Origin of the sequence: Streptococcus sp. HMSC10E12, from assembly GCF_001807855.1 — a bacterium.
GTDB classification, from domain to species: Bacteria; Bacillota; Bacilli; order Lactobacillales; family Streptococcaceae; genus Streptococcus; species Streptococcus salivarius.
The window spans coordinates 384,718-399,200 of sequence record NZ_KV791104.1; the positions used below are offsets into that span (position 1 = coordinate 384,718).

Genomic DNA, 14,483 nt, shown 5'->3' on the forward strand with positions numbered 1-14,483 from the left:
AAGGGTATTTTCTGGTAAATTTCAAAAATAAAACCTTGATTTTGCGCCATTTCTTTTTTTCCTTCCCGAAGGCGCGGGAGTACACCCCTTTTGTTAAGGATTTATCCCTTTTTAAATAAAAATAATACAAGTAGGACACTTCTAAAAGTGATCTACTTTTTTTAAATATTTTCATTCTAAAGTTTAATTTTAAACAACAACTCTATCACTTTCGTTATATAATATAGATGTTGACTAACTCCACACGTGGAGTGTGTAAGTTTGTTAGTGAAACGTAGCTAATCCTCAAAAGGTTCACTGAACCTTTTGAGTCCACAAACGCATCATGTTGAGGCGGTATCACTGCTTGTACGAGCTGAGGCATCAGCGAAGTAGAAGTAGATGCTCCGCCCATGGGATAGGATTCGTAGAGTGAGGAGGGAAACCGACGAAATGATACGGTAATTCCGAACTGCCGAGTGTGTCAGCTTGTTAGAGAAACATTTTTACTATACATAAGCTTTAAAAGCTTTAAAATTAACTACTAGAAAAGGAAGTATTATCATGGGAATATTCGATGATTTTGAGTACAAAGAGAACTACCAAAATGAAGAAAAAGTAATTGAAGTACTAAAAAAGATTTTAAGAGCAATTCATCTAAATAGTTATAGAGATATTATGGATAGTGTTGATGGTTCAGAAGTTGATGATTTAAGAGAGTTGCTTGAATATATTGACGATTCATTACAATTAAACGATTTTGATAAAATTGATGAATATGGTGTAGAATGTAATTTCCATCCGAATTATGAGTATTCTCAACTACAAGTTTATGAATTTAATGATCAAACTGGTTTTGCTGTTGAATATCAGATGACCTCTAATTCTGAATTAGTAGATTTAACCCTACAATTAAAATTTTTATACAATAAGGATGGTTACAAAATAACTTCTATAGATGTAGATCCTGGATAAACCAAACTTAATTATCTTCGTTATGAAATATATGTGTATACTAAGGACAGATAATTAGGTTGTAAGTTGCATAGAATATCGGTTAGTTTTTCAAATATTGGAAGAATGAAAGATGTATATGCTGGAATTGTATCAAAATCCTTCTTATAAAGATCTAGTCGCATTTGGGTCCTTAAAAGAAGGAAAAGAATTTGTATCTAAAATAACTGGATATACTAGAAAATGAAAATGATTTTGTTCAAGGTAATAAAGTAGAAATAACGAACATTTAGATGAAAGGTTCAGAATAAACATGAGTATCTTATTTAAAGAATTTAAAACCATTTGTTTCCATTTAAATCGAGTCGGAATTACACCGACACTGATGGGTTCTTTGGGATTGGAGTTTAGAACGAAAGAAAATTGGGGGCCGTCTGACATTGACATTCATGTGCCTGGTGACCCTAGAGGTTGGGAAGCACCTGATCATCTCAGAATTTATGACTGGGACAAGATAATGAAAGTGATGAAAGACTTAGGCTACGTCTTAATAGATATTCATGAGCATGAATTCCAAAAGGATAGAGTGAGTGTTGAATTTGGAAGTATCGATACCTTATCTGATTTTGCAGGAGTTTCGGAATCGGATATAGAGCTTATTCAGATTGAAGGCATCACTTTTCGTCTTCCAAGTCTGGAGCAGTATCTAAGTATTTACAAAGCTTCTTCTCAAGACTCCTATCGAAATGATCACAATAACAATAAGGATTTTAAAAAGATCGAGTGGCTGGAAAGACATTTGTAAATTATCATATGAAAAGTAGTAAGTTGTAAGACTGGTTGCTTTTTTATTTTTATTGGTTATTTAATTTATACTATATTGGCGAGTAATAGAATTAGTAAAGAAAAGGAATTTAAATTATAGAATGGATGTCGTTTCTTTTGGAAGTGGTGATAATCTTTCCATTCTACAGTATCATTTTAAAATGATTTTCATTGCCTTTTGTTTATTAGTATAAAAGCAGAATATTACCACACGTTGAGTGTGTGGCATTGCTTGTGAGAGCTGAGGCATCAGCGAAGTAGAAATAGATGTTCGGCCCATGAATTGTACACCCAAGAAAACGAGTAAGGTGAAGTGTGATTAGCTGCGTGCTAGTGCAAAAGGAATGCCCAACATATTAATCTAATATAAGTATTAAAACGGTGTAGACAAATGCAAATTTTGGAGGTATAGATTATGGCTTCAAGTAAAGAGTATTTAGATTTCATTTTAGAACAACTATCTGAGTTGGAAGAAATAACATATAAAGCAATGATGGGTGAATATATTATTTATTATCGCGGGAAAATTGTTGGTGGGATTTATGATGATAGGTTTTTAGTGAAGCCTGTTAAATCTGCAATAGCATATATGCCAAATGCAAAATATGAGTTGCCGTATGATGGAGCAAAGGAAATGCTATTGGTAGATGATGTTGACAACAAAGAATTTTTAACCGGCTTATTCAATTCAATTTATGATGAGTTACCTGCACCAAAACCGAAGAAAAAGAAATAATCAAATTCGAATTTGTGGAGAGGATTTGAATGAAAAATGCCGTTATATATGTTCATGGTAAGGGTGGTAATGCAGAAGAAGCTAATCACTATAAACAATTTTTGATGACAGCTTTGAAATCATTGGATTTGATTACAAATCATTGAACCCGTGGGATGCTAAAATCGAGTTTATAAATTATTTGCGAAACAATAATAACAATAAATATTTTAAGAAGTGGGTTGTTGATGGAAATACTAGAGGTTATGGAAAACAGGAAAAATTATATTGAGTTGCTATTATTGGCAGATGAGCAGGAGGATATGATAGACCGTTATATTGATAAGGGTAAAATGTATGTACTTGATGATAATGGTATTAAATGTGAGTGTGTTGTAATCGATGTGGGAAATGGCGTACTTGAAATTAAGAATATTGCGACAGTGCCGGAATATCAAGGCAAAGGTTACGCGAAAGCCATGATTGATTTTATTATCACGAAATACAGAGAAGAGTATTCTACTCTGCAGGTAGGAACGGGCGATAGTCCAATGACGATTCCGTTTTATGAAAAGTGTGGGTTTGTGCGATCACATATCGCCCCGAACTTCTTTACAGACAATTATGACCATCCAATATATGAAGGTGGCATTCAGTTGGTAGACATGGTTTATTTGCGGAGATCTTTCTAAATCCCAGTTTGTCTAACTGAATATTAAACTGTTTAAGACACTTACTTATTTCGAAGACGGGAAATGCTAAGGATGTGGATATGTTTCCAATGACTGCGCATGTTGAGGCGGTAAGTTTGCTAGTCAAGGAGTAAAACGACGAAGATTAGCATTTACTTCCGCCCATGCGATAGCTGTCCGTGATTGACAAGTGCTAGCACGCAGACAGAACGGAGATAGCGAACCGCTGAGTGTGTCGCTCTGCTCGTAAAAGCTTAGAAACCTTTGAACGAAAGGGATAATGAAAGCCTTGATTGCAAGGCTTTTTGCTTTATGGTGGGTAAGTATCAGAGTGAGAAAATTTTTGGAATGAGTAGAAGTGATAGCTAGAAATTATCAGTTTCTATTTCCATTTACCCTGTGGGTACGTGTTTGTTTCCATTGACAAGGAGTTTGTGGGAATAGAAATGTACCCACCTTGTTTGAATCAAGTGAAGTGTAGTTGAAGGAAATCTGTTGAAAGCAATACTTCATTTTACCGAATAAGTAATAATTTAGGCAACTTCAAATCGATTAAAAAAAACTATTTTAAAGGTTAAGAGTAGACAAAAATTGTCCACTCTTTTTTGCAAACTCAATTTATCAATAAATGAAATGAGGGAATGTAAAATGAAATATTTTGAGGTTGAGTTAGAAAATCCTGATGAATTTTTAAAACTACAAACAGAAGATTTTGTGAAAGCTAATCGCTTGCTACTAAGGAAGATAATCCAGAGCGTTACAGTCTATGAAGAAAACTTCGTCATATCCTTTAAATCTGGCATCGAATTGGAAGTATGAGTCTCATTCCATAACTTTTATATTGAACATATCATCTTGTTGTGTTATACTATAAATTGATATAAACAAAGATGTAGGAGGAACCGAAACTATGACAGCCTCAATGCGTTTAAGATAAGCTGGCAATAAAAAAAGCAGAATCTATACCCGATGATAGGCTTTTTTGTTGTGCTTATTTATACGATATTGAGCATTCATTAGTTACGGTGAGGATATTGGTTATTTAACTATACCTTTATTTAACTATGTCTTTAATATGAATGTTTCCAAATTGTATGTATGCAGACCAAAAGCCACATTGTGGGGTTTGGCCTGCATTTTTTATTGCCTAGAATGCTATTCAAAATAGAAATTCAAGCAAAATAATATGCAGGAGATAATATAAATGGAAAAATACAACAATTGGAAACGAAAATTTTATGCAATATGGGCAGGGCAAGCAGTATCATTAATCACTAGTGCCATCCTGCAAATGGCGATTATTTTTTACCTTACAGAAAAAACAGGATCTGCGATGGTCTTGTCTATGGCTTCATTAGTAGGTTTTTTACCCTATGCGATTTTGGGACCTGCCATTGGTGTGCTAGTGGATCGTCATGATAGGAAGAAGATAATGATTGGTGCCGATTTAATTATCGCAGCAGCTGGTGCAGTGCTTGCTATTGTTGCATTCTGTATGGAGCTACCTGTCTGGATGATTATGATAGTATTGTTTATCCGTAGCATTGGAACAGCTTTTCATACCCCAGCACTCAATGCGGTTACACCACTTTTAGTACCAGAAGAACAGCTAACGAAATGCGCAGGCTATAGTCAGTCTTTGCAGTCTATAAGCTATATTGTTAGTCCGGCAGTTGCAGCACTCTTATACTCCGTTTGGGATTTAAATGCTATTATTGCCATCGACGTATTGGGTGCTGTGATTGCATCTATTACGGTAGCAATTGTACGTATACCTAAGCTGGGTAATCAAGTGCAAAGTTTAGAACCAAATTTCATAAGGGAGATGAAAGAAGGAGTTGTGGTTCTGAGACAAAACAAAGGATTGTTTGCCTTATTACTCTTAGGAACACTATATACTTTTGTTTATATGCCAATCAATGCACTATTTCCTTTAATAAGCATGGAACACTTTAATGGAACGCCTGTGCATATTTCTATTACGGAAATTTCCTTTGCATTTGGGATGCTAGCAGGAGGCTTATTATTAGGAAGATTAGGGGGCTTCGAAAAGCATGTATTACTAATAACAAGTTCATTTTTTATAATGGGGACCAGTTTAGCCGTTTCGGGAATACTTCCTCCAAATGGATTTGTAATATTCGTAGTTTGCTGTGCAATAATGGGGCTTTCGGTGCCATTTTATAGCGGTGTGCAAACAGCTCTTTTTCAGGAGAAAATTAAGCCTGAATATTTAGGACGTGTATTTTCTTTGATCGGAAGTATCATGTCACTTGCTATGCCAATTGGGTTAATTCTTTCTGGATTCTTTGCTGATAAAATCGGTGTAAATCATTGGTTTTTACTATCAGGTATTTTAATTATTGGCATTGCTATAGTTTGCCAAATGATAACTGAGGTTAGAAAATTAGATTTAAAATAAACAATATTGGAGGAATATTTATGTATCTTATTTTCATGTAACTCTTCCTGCTAAAATCGCAGGGTTTTCCCTGCATACAAGCAAATGAAAGCATGCGATTATAGACAGGAGGAAATGTTATGGAATTAATATTAAAAGCAAAAGACATTCGTGTGGAATTCAAAGGACGCGATGTTTTAGATATAAATGAATTAGAAGTATATGATTATGACCGTATTGGTTTAGTAGGAGCAAATGGTGCTGGAAAAAGCACTTTACTCAGGGTACTTTTAGGAGAATTAACTCCCCCAGGATGTAAAATGAATCGTCTGGGTGAACTTGCCTATATTCCCCAGTTGGACGAAGTAACTCTGCAGGAGGAAAAAGATTTTGCACTTGTAGGCAAGCTAGGTGTTGAGCAATTAAATATACAGACTATGAGCGGTGGTGAAGAAACAAGGCTTAAAATAGCACAGGCCTTATCGGCACAGGTTCATGGTATTTTAGCGGATGAACCTACGAGCCATTTAGACCGTGAAGGAATTGATTTTCTAATAGGACAGCTAAAATATTTTACAGGTGCACTGTTAGTTATTAGCCATGACCGCTATTTTCTTGATGAAATAGTAGATAAAATATGGGAACTGAAAGATGGCAAAATCACTGAGTATTGGGGAAACTATTCTGATTATCTTCGTCAGAAAGAGGAAGAACGTAAGAGCCAAGCTGCAGAATACGAACAATTTATTGCGGAACGTGCCCGATTGGAAAGGGCTGCGGAGGAAAAGCGAAAACAGGCTCGTAAAATAGAACAGAAGGCAAAAGGTTCTTCAAAGAAAAAAAGTACTGAAGACGGAGGGCGTTTAGCTCATCAAAAATCAATAGGAAGTAAGGAAAAAAAGATGTATAATGCTGCTAAAACCCTAGAGCACAGGATTGCGGCCTTAGGAAAAGTAGAAGCTCCGGAAGGCATTCGCAGAATTCGTTTCAGGCAAAGTAAAGCATTGGAGCTCCATAATCCATACCCTATAGTCGGTGCAGAAATTAATAAAGTATTTGGGGATAAGGCTCTGTTTGAAAATGCATCTTTTCAAATTCCGTTAGGAGCAAAAGTGGCGTTAACTGGTGGTAATGGAATCGGAAAAACAACTTTAATCCAAATGATCTTAAACCATGAAGAAGGAATTTCTATTTCGCCTAAGGCAAAAATAGGTTACTTTGCACAGAATGGTTACAAGTACAACAGTAATCAGAATGTTATGGAGTTTATGCAGAAGGATTGTGACTACAATATATCAGAAATTCGTTCAGTGCTAGCATCTATGGGGTTCAAACAGAACGATATTGGAAAAAGTTTATCTGTTTTAAGCGGTGGAGAAATTATAAAATTGTTGCTTGCTAAAATGCTCATGGGTAGATATAACATCCTAATAATGGATGAACCCAGTAACTTCCTTGACATACCAAGTTTAGAGGCTTTGGAAATACTAATGAAGGAGTACACCGGAACTATCGTGTTTATCACCCACGATAAACGATTACTCGAAAATGTAGCAGATGTAGTTTATGAAATTAGAGATAAGAAAATAAATCTGAAACATTAAATTTAAGGTAGTCGCTGGTCAGTATAGTCTGTTCTGGTTGGCGACTCCATTGTTAAAGAGTATAAAGACTTTAGATTTTATGAATATTAAAAATAGGAACAGTCAATTGAACTGCTCCTATTTTTCTGCTAAATATATTGTAGTTTTCTTATATGTATAATGATAGATTAGCGGATTCTCATCTACGGTACTTACTTCAAATATGAAGAAGTGATCGCGGTTATCTCTGGACTTTTCCTTATTGAGGACAAAGTAATTCTTACGTGAAGTCGCCATTGTTTTTAGGATATCATCAGTTAGGAAGGTCAATGGAATATTCATGTTAGAGTAGCGGTAGAAGTCACGTTCAAAATCTTGGTAGCTCTCGCTATAATAGTCCATTTGTAGGTGATTACGCTGAAACTCAAGCTGATTCATAGAGCACCTCCTCGACAAGTTCAATACTAATAATGTCTTTTAATTTCAAATTGATGTGACCTGTTGTAGTTTTTATCAAAATGAAATCTTTGGTCAGACTTGGTATTGTTCCAGTGTAGGAAACACGCTTGTTTTTTTCAATCACTTGAATGCGTGTGCGTAGCTGCCCGGCGTATACTTGACTGAGGAGTAATAATTTCTTCTCTAGTGATAAGTCAGACATGTACGTTACTTTGTTTGTATCATCAGAGAGTGCTGATGCATGTTCAGATAGGAAAAAGCCCATCCATTTTTGCATCTTTGTATCCTGGTACTCTCTTGCTGATTGAAATGGTAAATATGAACGGTCAATCATATCAAATCCTTTCTATGCAGAGGCAAGGGTATTTTTATCAAATTGAATCGTAAAACCTTGAATTCCCCCACCTGTGTAACATTCTTTAAAGCGATTGATTACCTCAGTATAGATTATCACAGATGAGCTTGTTGGCTTAATGCTAAATGTAAATTCCAATGGTAATCGGTTTTCAGATTTAGCATGTACTAGTCGTATCGATATTTCAGTTGTTTTGAGTTTTCTCTGACGAAGTTTTGAAGTTGCTGTTTCAACGATTCCATGTAAAAATCTTTCAAGCATTTCAATATCATTACATCCTTTGCTACGGATTTCTGAAAATTGTACTGTATTTTTTTCTTGTTTCATTTTAATCCCTCCAATCCACCCGCGGAATGACCACCGATAAGTTTACTGCGTTCAATATTTCTGGAACCTTCAGTTAGGACGGTTCCTTTTTGTATGGCTAAAAAACCAAACTGTTCTCTGACAACATCAATAGCTGTCTGAAGTCTATTATCTTTTTCAATTTGTTCTACATCATCAAAGAGTGATAGTAGAGTATAGCTTTCATCTACGAAGCCACTATAAGATACACCAATTTGTCTCACTGCACCAGAGGTGTATTTTTTCGGAATAATACAAGTACATGACTCACCATTGTTTTGGGGAGATTTGCGGGTTCAATTTTATTCTGAGCATTTATAGATTTTTTCATCTCAGTCCTAGAATAGCCAATATGAATAGAAACGACAGTAGTCAATACTAGGGCTACTGTTCCGTTCCACAGTATCATTTAAAAATCATTTTCACACCCTTTCGTCTATTAGTATAGAAGAAAGCTCTCAGCACATGTGGAGTGTATAGCGTTGATACAAAGAGTCAAATCATGAAAAATCCTTCATTTGAAATGATTGTATAAACAGTTGGAATTTAAGGAGAGAAAAATGATTTTAGAAACGGAAAGATTGATTCTTCGCCCATGGGAAGAAAAAGACGCCAATGATTTATTTCAATATGCCAGTAATCCCGAGGTGGGTCCGATTGCAGGTTGGCCAGTACATACAAGCGTTGAAAATAGTAGGGAGATTATAAAAAGTTATCTTTCAGCACCTGAGACATACGCCATTGTTTTAAAAGAAACGATGCAGCCAGTGGGTAGCATAGGACTGATGATTGGCTCTGCAAGTGATAAAGGGATTCCGGATACTGAGGCGGAGATTGGTTACTGGATAGGAGTTCCCTATTGGGGTCAAGGCCTGATACCAGAAGCAGTTCGTGAGATGATGAGACATGGATTTGATGACCTGAATCTGGAGAAATTATGGTGCGGTTATTTTGACGGCAATACAAAGTCGCAGAGAGTTCAGGAAAAATGCGGGTTCCGTTATCGTCATACAAAAGAGAACGTTCCGTGTGCATGGGAAGGTGTTCTTCGTACAGAACATATAACCTGTCTCTCAAAGGAAGAGTGGATTTCGTTTAAGTAAATCACTGTTTGTGCGAGGTAATACCTTTTAACGATTACCTTATGATATTGTTAAAAGCTTTATAGACATGTTTCCACATACAGACAGCTTCACTTGATAGACTCAGCGATCAGTCGTTTCATGTCGAGGCAGTATCACTGCTTGTAAGATCTGAAAAATAAATTTGTGTAGCGCTCGCTGTAAAGTTTAAATGGAGGGTTATCGATGGTTATATTGGAATTTTATCAAGGTGATTATCAAAAGGATTTAGTCACGTTTGACTCTTTAGAAGAGGGGAGAGCGTTTGTAGCTCAAATCCCTGGGTATACTTTAGAAACAGAAGATGGGTTTGAAGTGGAGTATGTGAACCCAAAATACTTGTCGGATTATATGGAAATTGTCTTTAATGGAAATATTGTCCCTTTATCTAGATTTTTGTTTAATTCTGAAGAAAATGTGGACATTATTTGGAAAGAAATTTCGAATCTATCCGTTAAAAACGATAAAGTGATCGAAGGATATTCAAAAATCGACGCGTATGTCGTTAACAACGATGAAGTGAAAGCCTATGTCGAAGCAAGAGAAGCGAACTATCGCAAGGCAAAAGACTTCTTAGAACGCTGTGGATATGAAGCCGACAGAAGCTTTTTCGGAAGCGAAGACGGCGAAGCGATTCTCTACAGAAAACGTGGCGCTGAAGATTGGCACTTCTTGTGTCACTTAGACCCGCTGTTTGTAGAGATTGAAGATGTAGAAGGATATGTCAAAGAAGAGATTCAACCGTTAAACTAAAGAACGTTGCGAAGGCGTGGCGTGAGTTATATTTAAAAAGACTTCTATTTTGCTAGATGGTGGAATTAAGGAGAAATTTATGACCTTAAAACAAATTAAATTTAATCCTTTTAAACACTGGGAAATCATCAGCAACTTGTATAAGCAGTCCTTCACAAAGGAGGAGCGAATTCCCTTTTTTGGACTCTGGCTCTTATCATTGAGAAAAACGACTTTACATTGTGCCCTTGTCTCATTCGTGAATTAGGTAGGCGTTGACTTTGCTGTTATGAGACAAACAGGGCAACTAGTTCCATTCGACTATCAGGATATCTTTGACTCTTTTTCTTTTGGACTCGGAGATGTATCGATTCGTCCTATAAATCAATAGAATATACCTTACCAAAATTGTACTGAACTGAAATTGTTATCTAATTGAGTAAAGAACAAAAATTTTGTTCTATAATATAGATATTTTCTAGTACAACATGTGGAGACGGTATCACTGCTTGTACGAGCCTAGAAAATATGTAGAGGGAAAAGCCTTGATTGCAGGGCTTTTTATTGTAAGTCATTTTTATTTTTAGTTGAATACTTTTTCTTTTATATGTTAGAATGTATATACAAAATGTATTTACAAAAGGAGTTTTTAGTATGGCAAAGACACAAGCGGTAAATTTTCGAGCAGATTCGGTATTTTACCAAAAAACGAAAGACATCTTAGCAGACGAAAAAATTACGGTATCAGATGTTCTCAATGCAGCACTTAGAAAAATTGCCAATAGGACAGTTGATGCAAGAGAATTTGTTTCTAGTGATGTGCAGGATACGCAGTATCAAGTGGCTTTTGAGGATTTAAAGAAGGAAATTTTAATCGGGCATCAGGAAATTGCGCAAGGTAAAGTCACTTCTGTAGCAGATGTGAGAAAGGAATTTGGTCTTGACTAAGTTGAAACGCTATCAGGTTTTTCTTGCGGATCGAGCTAAGCAGGATATACGAGAAATTCACGACTATATCGTTATGAATTTTTATAGCCAACAATCTGCGGATGGGAAAGTCGATTTGATATTGACTGCTCTTGAAACCTTAGAAATATTTCCAGAAGCATGTCCACTTGTGTCTAGTAGAGGTTACGGTGAAATGACTGACGATGGGAAAACCTATCGTTATATGCCAATAGAGAACTATCTCGCATTTTATTATATTGAGAATCATACAGTATTTGTTGCTCGTATTCTAAGTGCAAAACAAGATTGGGTGAAGATTTTCTATAAGTAGATTTAAGAGTCGGATGGACATAGACTTTCAAGACAAGTATGGTATTGGCAATATGAGACATTTGGAAGGGTATCAAATATGAAATTTCATGAATTTGGTGATAAAAATTTGCCTCCCATTTTATTGATACACGGTGGCGGAAGTTCATGGTGGAATTATCTTAGACAAGCTCGTCTCCTGTCTCATAATTACCATGTCATTTTACCAACACTCAATGGTCATGGTGAAGAATACAAACTTGATTATGTTTCTACTGAAGATTCTGCTTTGGAGATTCTAGACTATATCAAATCAAACTGTGGTGGGAAATTGTTTGCGATTGGTGGTGTTTCACTTGGTGGTCAAATTTCCATGGAGCTTTTGTCTTTAGACAGTGAAATTGCTGAGAAGGCCATCATAGATGGAAGCCTCTGTATTCCTCAACCAAGGTTAGCTAAAATCAGCATCTTTCTAGTGTCTCTATTTGGTAAACTGATGTTCAATAAATTCTCTTGCAAACTTCAGTTAAGTATTATGAATAAATGCTATCCTAGATTAGCTTACCCAGACGAGATAAAAAATTATTATATGGAGGATATGCCAAGGACACCTATCAAAGCATTAGTGACCATCTATAAAACTTATATGGAGCATTATAAGTTGAAGAGTAGGATTTCTAAAAGTAAGGCGCAGGTTCTCTATATTTATGGTGAAAAAGAATTGAAATGTGTTAAGGAATCAGCTAGATTATTTCAACAGTTGCACCCCGACACTATCTTGTATGAAGCAAAGGGTTATAACCACGGCTATTTATCAGCCTATCTACCTCAAGAGTGGATTAAGTTGGTTGTTCCATTTTTGGAGAATAACGATTGATTATACTTTATTAATTTAGAAAGCAGAGTTTCATGGAAGTCAAAAAATATACTCCCCTCAATTCCTTAAAAAAGATAGCAGATAACCTATGGATTGTGGATGGGGAAGAAGTACTGATGGATTTCAAATTCTTCAAAGTGCCTTTTTCAACTAGAATGACAGTTATCCGTCTACAGAATGGTGGTCTTTGGGTGCATTCACCGACTAAGCCTAATGACAATTTACTTTTTGAAATCAAGAAATTGGGTGAGGTAAAACACCTTATTGCACCCAATGTCTTACATTATAGTTATATAGATGAATGGCATCAACTATTTCCTGAAGCAAAAGTTTGGCTAGCTAGTGGTGTTCAAAAGCGTGCCAGAAAATCGGGAATGAGTTTGGATTATGGTCAAGAATTAAGCAAGGCCAATTGGAACGAAGAAATTCTTTTTACAACATTTGAGGGAAGTTTTTATGTGAAAGAGGTTGTTTTTTTCCATACTGAAAGTTCAACTTTGATTTTAACGGATCTTATTGAAAACATAGAAACTGAGAAATTATCGCTTTTTGAAAAGCTACTTTTTAAAATAGGTGATAATCACCATCCAAATGGTAAAACACCAAGAGATTTAAGAATAAGTTTCTTATTTGGCAAAAAACAAGCTTTGAGGAGTTATCACAAAATAAAGAAATGGGAACCTAAGAATATTATTATTTCTCATGGACCGTGTATGCTTGGACAAGCAAAAGAGATGTTAAACCAAGCGTTCTTTTGGCTAGAGAAATAGGGTTCTGTGGTTAAGGGAACTTGTCGAAAGACAAATACGAATACTTCGACCTTTGTATTTAAAAGTTACATTCATTCGCCGCACGCAAAATAACACCCCACAAGCTACAACTTGTGGGGCATTTTCTTTTATTAGTTTTTCTCTTACAAAATAAGGTCTGTTTTTTCAACTTTGTAAAGGGCAATTCCCATGATTATGGTCAAGACAAGAAGAATTAAAACAGCAGGGGTCCAAGAGTTAAAGAGTTGTTTGCTTGAACCGAACAAGACTGGACCAAGGGCTGCAAAGATATAGCCTCCGGTTTGGGCTAAACCTGATAGTTGGGCTGTTTTTTCAGGCGTGCTAGCCTTCATTGAAAAGGAAACCATCATGTAAGGGAATAGGACGCTAGCAGAACTTCCGATTAGGAGGTTAAGGACCAACCAATACACAAAGCTGTTTGTATTGACTAGAAGCATAGCCACTCCGATAAGTCCTGCTAGGACGGTAGCCACTAGCATCAAATGGCGGTTGCGATCAGAAAGTTTCGTGATTAGGCTAGGAACAATCATAGAGAATGGAATACTCGTCAGTGTGAAAACGGAAGCTAGAATTCCGGCATTGGCTTCGCCGACACCGGCTTGTGTAGCCATGGTTGGAAGCCAAGTGATAGTGGTATAGAAGAAGAGTGACTGTAATCCACCGAAAATCATGATGGCCCAGACTTTGCCACTCTTATACCAACTGCCTGAATTTTCGCTGGTAGAAGTTTCTTGTTCTAAGTAATGATTGTGACGGACATTAGGAAGCCAAACTACAAGAGCCAGGGCACAGACTGCTGTCAATACCCAGACCAAGCCTTGCCATGAGGTTGCCTTAGTGATTGGAACGGCTACCGATGAAGCCACAGCTGTGGACAAGCCCATGGCTGTAATGTAGAGTGTGGTTAAGAATCCTAACTGATTTGGCTCATTAGCTTGGATGAGGCTTGGGAGAAGGACGTTGATAAAGGCAATCCCAGCTCCGACTAAAAGCGTCCCCACATAAAGGAGGGGAAGATTGAAGGTACGCAAAGCAGAACCAAGTGTCATCACAATTAAAACACCGAGGAAGAGTCTTTCAATACCAAAGCGTTTGGCCCAGCTAGCCGCAAAAGGAGAGAATATCGCAAAGGTCAAGAGAGGCAGACTTGTCAAGAGACCGAGAGAACTGACCTCAACGCCTAGACCAGAAGCAATGTCTGATAAGACCGTAGACAAGGTTGTGAACGGGGCCCGCAAAACAATCCCTAGAAGAAGGATCCCAGGGATTAGAAAATGTGAATGTTTCTGTTTCATAAAGCATCTCCATGTTTTATAAGGGTATTTAAATTGATAAGAATATGACACTAATGCGTCATTTCCATCTTACCATAAATGAAGTGGGTGGTGAAAGCGATT

At 36.6% G+C, this 14,483-nt stretch carries 18 protein-coding genes; 13 read left to right on the forward strand and 5 right to left on the reverse strand.

Annotated features, from left to right (window positions below; genetic code table 11):
- Nucleotides 1-543 precede the first annotated feature (543 nt).
- From HMPREF3112_RS08525 to msr(D), 7 genes are all read left to right on the forward strand, one after another.
- Nucleotides 544-954, forward strand: a complete 411-nt coding sequence (locus HMPREF3112_RS08525) for a DUF7668 domain-containing protein (RefSeq protein ID WP_070439258.1) — start codon at nt 544-546, stop codon at nt 952-954.
- 292 nt (nt 955-1,246) lie between these two features.
- Entirely contained in the window at nt 1,247-1,738 is a 492-nt protein-coding gene (locus tag HMPREF3112_RS08530; protein WP_070439261.1) for a nucleotidyltransferase, read from the forward strand.
- Between the two features lie 435 nt (nt 1,739-2,173).
- Nucleotides 2,174-2,494, forward strand: coding sequence for a TfoX/Sxy family protein (locus tag HMPREF3112_RS08535; RefSeq protein WP_070439264.1), 321 nt, complete (start codon nt 2,174-2,176; stop codon nt 2,492-2,494).
- 227 nt (nt 2,495-2,721) lie between these two features.
- The gene (locus HMPREF3112_RS08540; RefSeq protein ID WP_049514508.1) at nt 2,722-3,165 is read left to right on the forward strand and encodes a GNAT family N-acetyltransferase; all 444 of its coding nucleotides are present in this window, start codon (nt 2,722-2,724) and stop codon (nt 3,163-3,165) included.
- A gap of 648 nt (nt 3,166-3,813) precedes the next feature.
- On the forward strand, nt 3,814-3,984 hold the full coding sequence (locus HMPREF3112_RS08545; RefSeq protein ID WP_000873143.1) for a hypothetical protein: 171 nt from the start codon (nt 3,814-3,816) through the stop codon (nt 3,982-3,984).
- A gap of 385 nt (nt 3,985-4,369) precedes the next feature.
- Nucleotides 4,370-5,587, forward strand: coding sequence for a macrolide efflux MFS transporter Mef(A) (gene mef(A), locus HMPREF3112_RS08550; protein ID WP_000417519.1), 1,218 nt, complete (start codon nt 4,370-4,372; stop codon nt 5,585-5,587).
- 119 nt (nt 5,588-5,706) lie between these two features.
- On the forward strand, nt 5,707-7,170 hold the full coding sequence (gene msr(D) / locus HMPREF3112_RS08555; RefSeq protein ID WP_000420313.1) for an ABC-F type ribosomal protection protein Msr(D): 1,464 nt from the start codon (nt 5,707-5,709) through the stop codon (nt 7,168-7,170).
- A 117-nt stretch (nt 7,171-7,287) separates the two neighbouring features.
- Here msr(D) and HMPREF3112_RS08560 read toward each other — a convergent pair whose 3' ends face one another.
- Genes HMPREF3112_RS08560 through HMPREF3112_RS08575 form a run of 4 tightly spaced genes read right to left on the reverse strand, consistent with a single transcriptional unit; the run spans nt 7,288 to nt 8,532 of the window.
- Nucleotides 7,288-7,587, reverse strand: coding sequence for a DUF5960 family protein (locus HMPREF3112_RS08560; protein WP_001072467.1), 300 nt, complete (start codon nt 7,585-7,587; stop codon nt 7,288-7,290).
- A complete protein-coding gene (locus tag HMPREF3112_RS08565) occupies nt 7,574-7,942 on the reverse strand; it encodes a hypothetical protein (protein WP_000567222.1) in 369 nt (122 codons plus the stop codon). The genes HMPREF3112_RS08560 and HMPREF3112_RS08565 overlap by 14 nt, the downstream gene beginning before the upstream one ends.
- 12 nt (nt 7,943-7,954) lie before the next feature.
- Nucleotides 7,955-8,290 (reverse strand): DinB/UmuC family translesion DNA polymerase, encoded by a 336-nt coding sequence (locus HMPREF3112_RS08570; RefSeq protein WP_000806926.1) that lies wholly within the window; start codon nt 8,288-8,290, stop codon nt 7,955-7,957.
- Nucleotides 8,287-8,532 carry a hypothetical protein gene (locus HMPREF3112_RS08575; protein ID WP_001813542.1) on the reverse strand — a complete coding sequence of 82 codons (246 nt, stop codon included), beginning with the start codon at nt 8,530-8,532 and terminating at the stop codon, nt 8,287-8,289. The genes HMPREF3112_RS08570 and HMPREF3112_RS08575 overlap by 4 nt, the downstream gene beginning before the upstream one ends.
- A 336-nt stretch (nt 8,533-8,868) precedes the next feature.
- Between HMPREF3112_RS08575 and HMPREF3112_RS08585 the strand changes: the two genes are divergently transcribed.
- The 6 genes from HMPREF3112_RS08585 (at nt 8,869) to HMPREF3112_RS08610 (ending at nt 13,065) form a co-directional block, all read left to right on the forward strand.
- On the forward strand, nt 8,869-9,411 hold the full coding sequence (locus tag HMPREF3112_RS08585) for a GNAT family N-acetyltransferase (RefSeq protein ID WP_070439267.1): 543 nt from the start codon (nt 8,869-8,871) through the stop codon (nt 9,409-9,411).
- 204 nt (nt 9,412-9,615) lie between these two features.
- Nucleotides 9,616-10,182: a hypothetical protein gene (locus tag HMPREF3112_RS08590; RefSeq protein WP_070439270.1), complete on the forward strand. Its 567-nt coding sequence runs from the start codon at nt 9,616-9,618 to the stop codon at nt 10,180-10,182.
- A 633-nt stretch (nt 10,183-10,815) separates the two neighbouring features.
- Nucleotides 10,816-11,109, forward strand: a complete 294-nt coding sequence (locus HMPREF3112_RS08595; RefSeq protein WP_004182883.1) for a type II toxin-antitoxin system RelB/ParD family antitoxin — start codon at nt 10,816-10,818, stop codon at nt 11,107-11,109.
- Nucleotides 11,102-11,440 (forward strand): type II toxin-antitoxin system RelE/ParE family toxin, encoded by a 339-nt coding sequence (locus tag HMPREF3112_RS08600; RefSeq protein ID WP_004182882.1) that lies wholly within the window; start codon nt 11,102-11,104, stop codon nt 11,438-11,440. Before HMPREF3112_RS08595 ends, HMPREF3112_RS08600 begins: the two co-directional genes overlap by 8 nt.
- Before the next feature lie 78 nt (nt 11,441-11,518).
- Nucleotides 11,519-12,295 carry an alpha/beta fold hydrolase gene (locus tag HMPREF3112_RS08605; RefSeq protein ID WP_070439273.1) on the forward strand — a complete coding sequence of 259 codons (777 nt, stop codon included), beginning with the start codon at nt 11,519-11,521 and terminating at the stop codon, nt 12,293-12,295.
- Nucleotides 12,296-12,327: 32 nt separating this feature from the next.
- Nucleotides 12,328-13,065 (forward strand): DUF4336 domain-containing protein, encoded by a 738-nt coding sequence (locus HMPREF3112_RS08610; RefSeq protein WP_037603962.1) that lies wholly within the window; start codon nt 12,328-12,330, stop codon nt 13,063-13,065.
- A 143-nt stretch (nt 13,066-13,208) separates the two neighbouring features.
- Here the strand turns inward: HMPREF3112_RS08610 and HMPREF3112_RS08615 are convergent, their stop codons facing one another.
- The gene (locus HMPREF3112_RS08615; protein ID WP_070439276.1) at nt 13,209-14,381 is read right to left on the reverse strand and encodes a CynX/NimT family MFS transporter; all 1,173 of its coding nucleotides are present in this window, start codon (nt 14,379-14,381) and stop codon (nt 13,209-13,211) included.
- Nucleotides 14,382-14,483: the final 102 nt, after the last annotated feature.

Excerpts from the sequence above, each read along its gene's own strand:
- HMPREF3112_RS08570 (WP_000806926.1), bottom strand. The coding sequence starts at position 8,290 with ATGAAACAAGAAAAAAATACAGTACAATTTTCAGAAATCCGTAGCAAA.
- HMPREF3112_RS08605 (WP_070439273.1), top strand. The coding sequence starts at position 11,519 with ATGAAATTTCATGAATTTGGTGATAAAAATTTGCCTCCCATTTTATTG.
- HMPREF3112_RS08615 (WP_070439276.1), bottom strand. The coding sequence starts at position 14,381 with ATGAAACAGAAACATTCACATTTTCTAATCCCTGGGATCCTTCTTCTA.
- HMPREF3112_RS08590 (WP_070439270.1), top strand. The coding sequence starts at position 9,616 with ATGGTTATATTGGAATTTTATCAAGGTGATTATCAAAAGGATTTAGTC.
- HMPREF3112_RS08595 (WP_004182883.1), top strand. The coding sequence starts at position 10,816 with ATGGCAAAGACACAAGCGGTAAATTTTCGAGCAGATTCGGTATTTTAC.
- HMPREF3112_RS08530 (WP_070439261.1), top strand. The coding sequence starts at position 1,247 with ATGAGTATCTTATTTAAAGAATTTAAAACCATTTGTTTCCATTTAAAT.
- HMPREF3112_RS08525 (WP_070439258.1), top strand. The coding sequence starts at position 544 with ATGGGAATATTCGATGATTTTGAGTACAAAGAGAACTACCAAAATGAA.
- HMPREF3112_RS08610 (WP_037603962.1), top strand. The coding sequence starts at position 12,328 with ATGGAAGTCAAAAAATATACTCCCCTCAATTCCTTAAAAAAGATAGCA.
- HMPREF3112_RS08585 (WP_070439267.1), top strand. The coding sequence starts at position 8,869 with ATGATTTTAGAAACGGAAAGATTGATTCTTCGCCCATGGGAAGAAAAA.
- HMPREF3112_RS08535 (WP_070439264.1), top strand. The coding sequence starts at position 2,174 with ATGGCTTCAAGTAAAGAGTATTTAGATTTCATTTTAGAACAACTATCT.
- HMPREF3112_RS08540 (WP_049514508.1), top strand. The coding sequence starts at position 2,722 with ATGGAAATACTAGAGGTTATGGAAAACAGGAAAAATTATATTGAGTTG.
- HMPREF3112_RS08560 (WP_001072467.1), bottom strand. The coding sequence starts at position 7,587 with ATGAATCAGCTTGAGTTTCAGCGTAATCACCTACAAATGGACTATTAT.
- HMPREF3112_RS08565 (WP_000567222.1), bottom strand. The coding sequence starts at position 7,942 with ATGATTGACCGTTCATATTTACCATTTCAATCAGCAAGAGAGTACCAG.
- HMPREF3112_RS08545 (WP_000873143.1), top strand. The coding sequence starts at position 3,814 with ATGAAATATTTTGAGGTTGAGTTAGAAAATCCTGATGAATTTTTAAAA.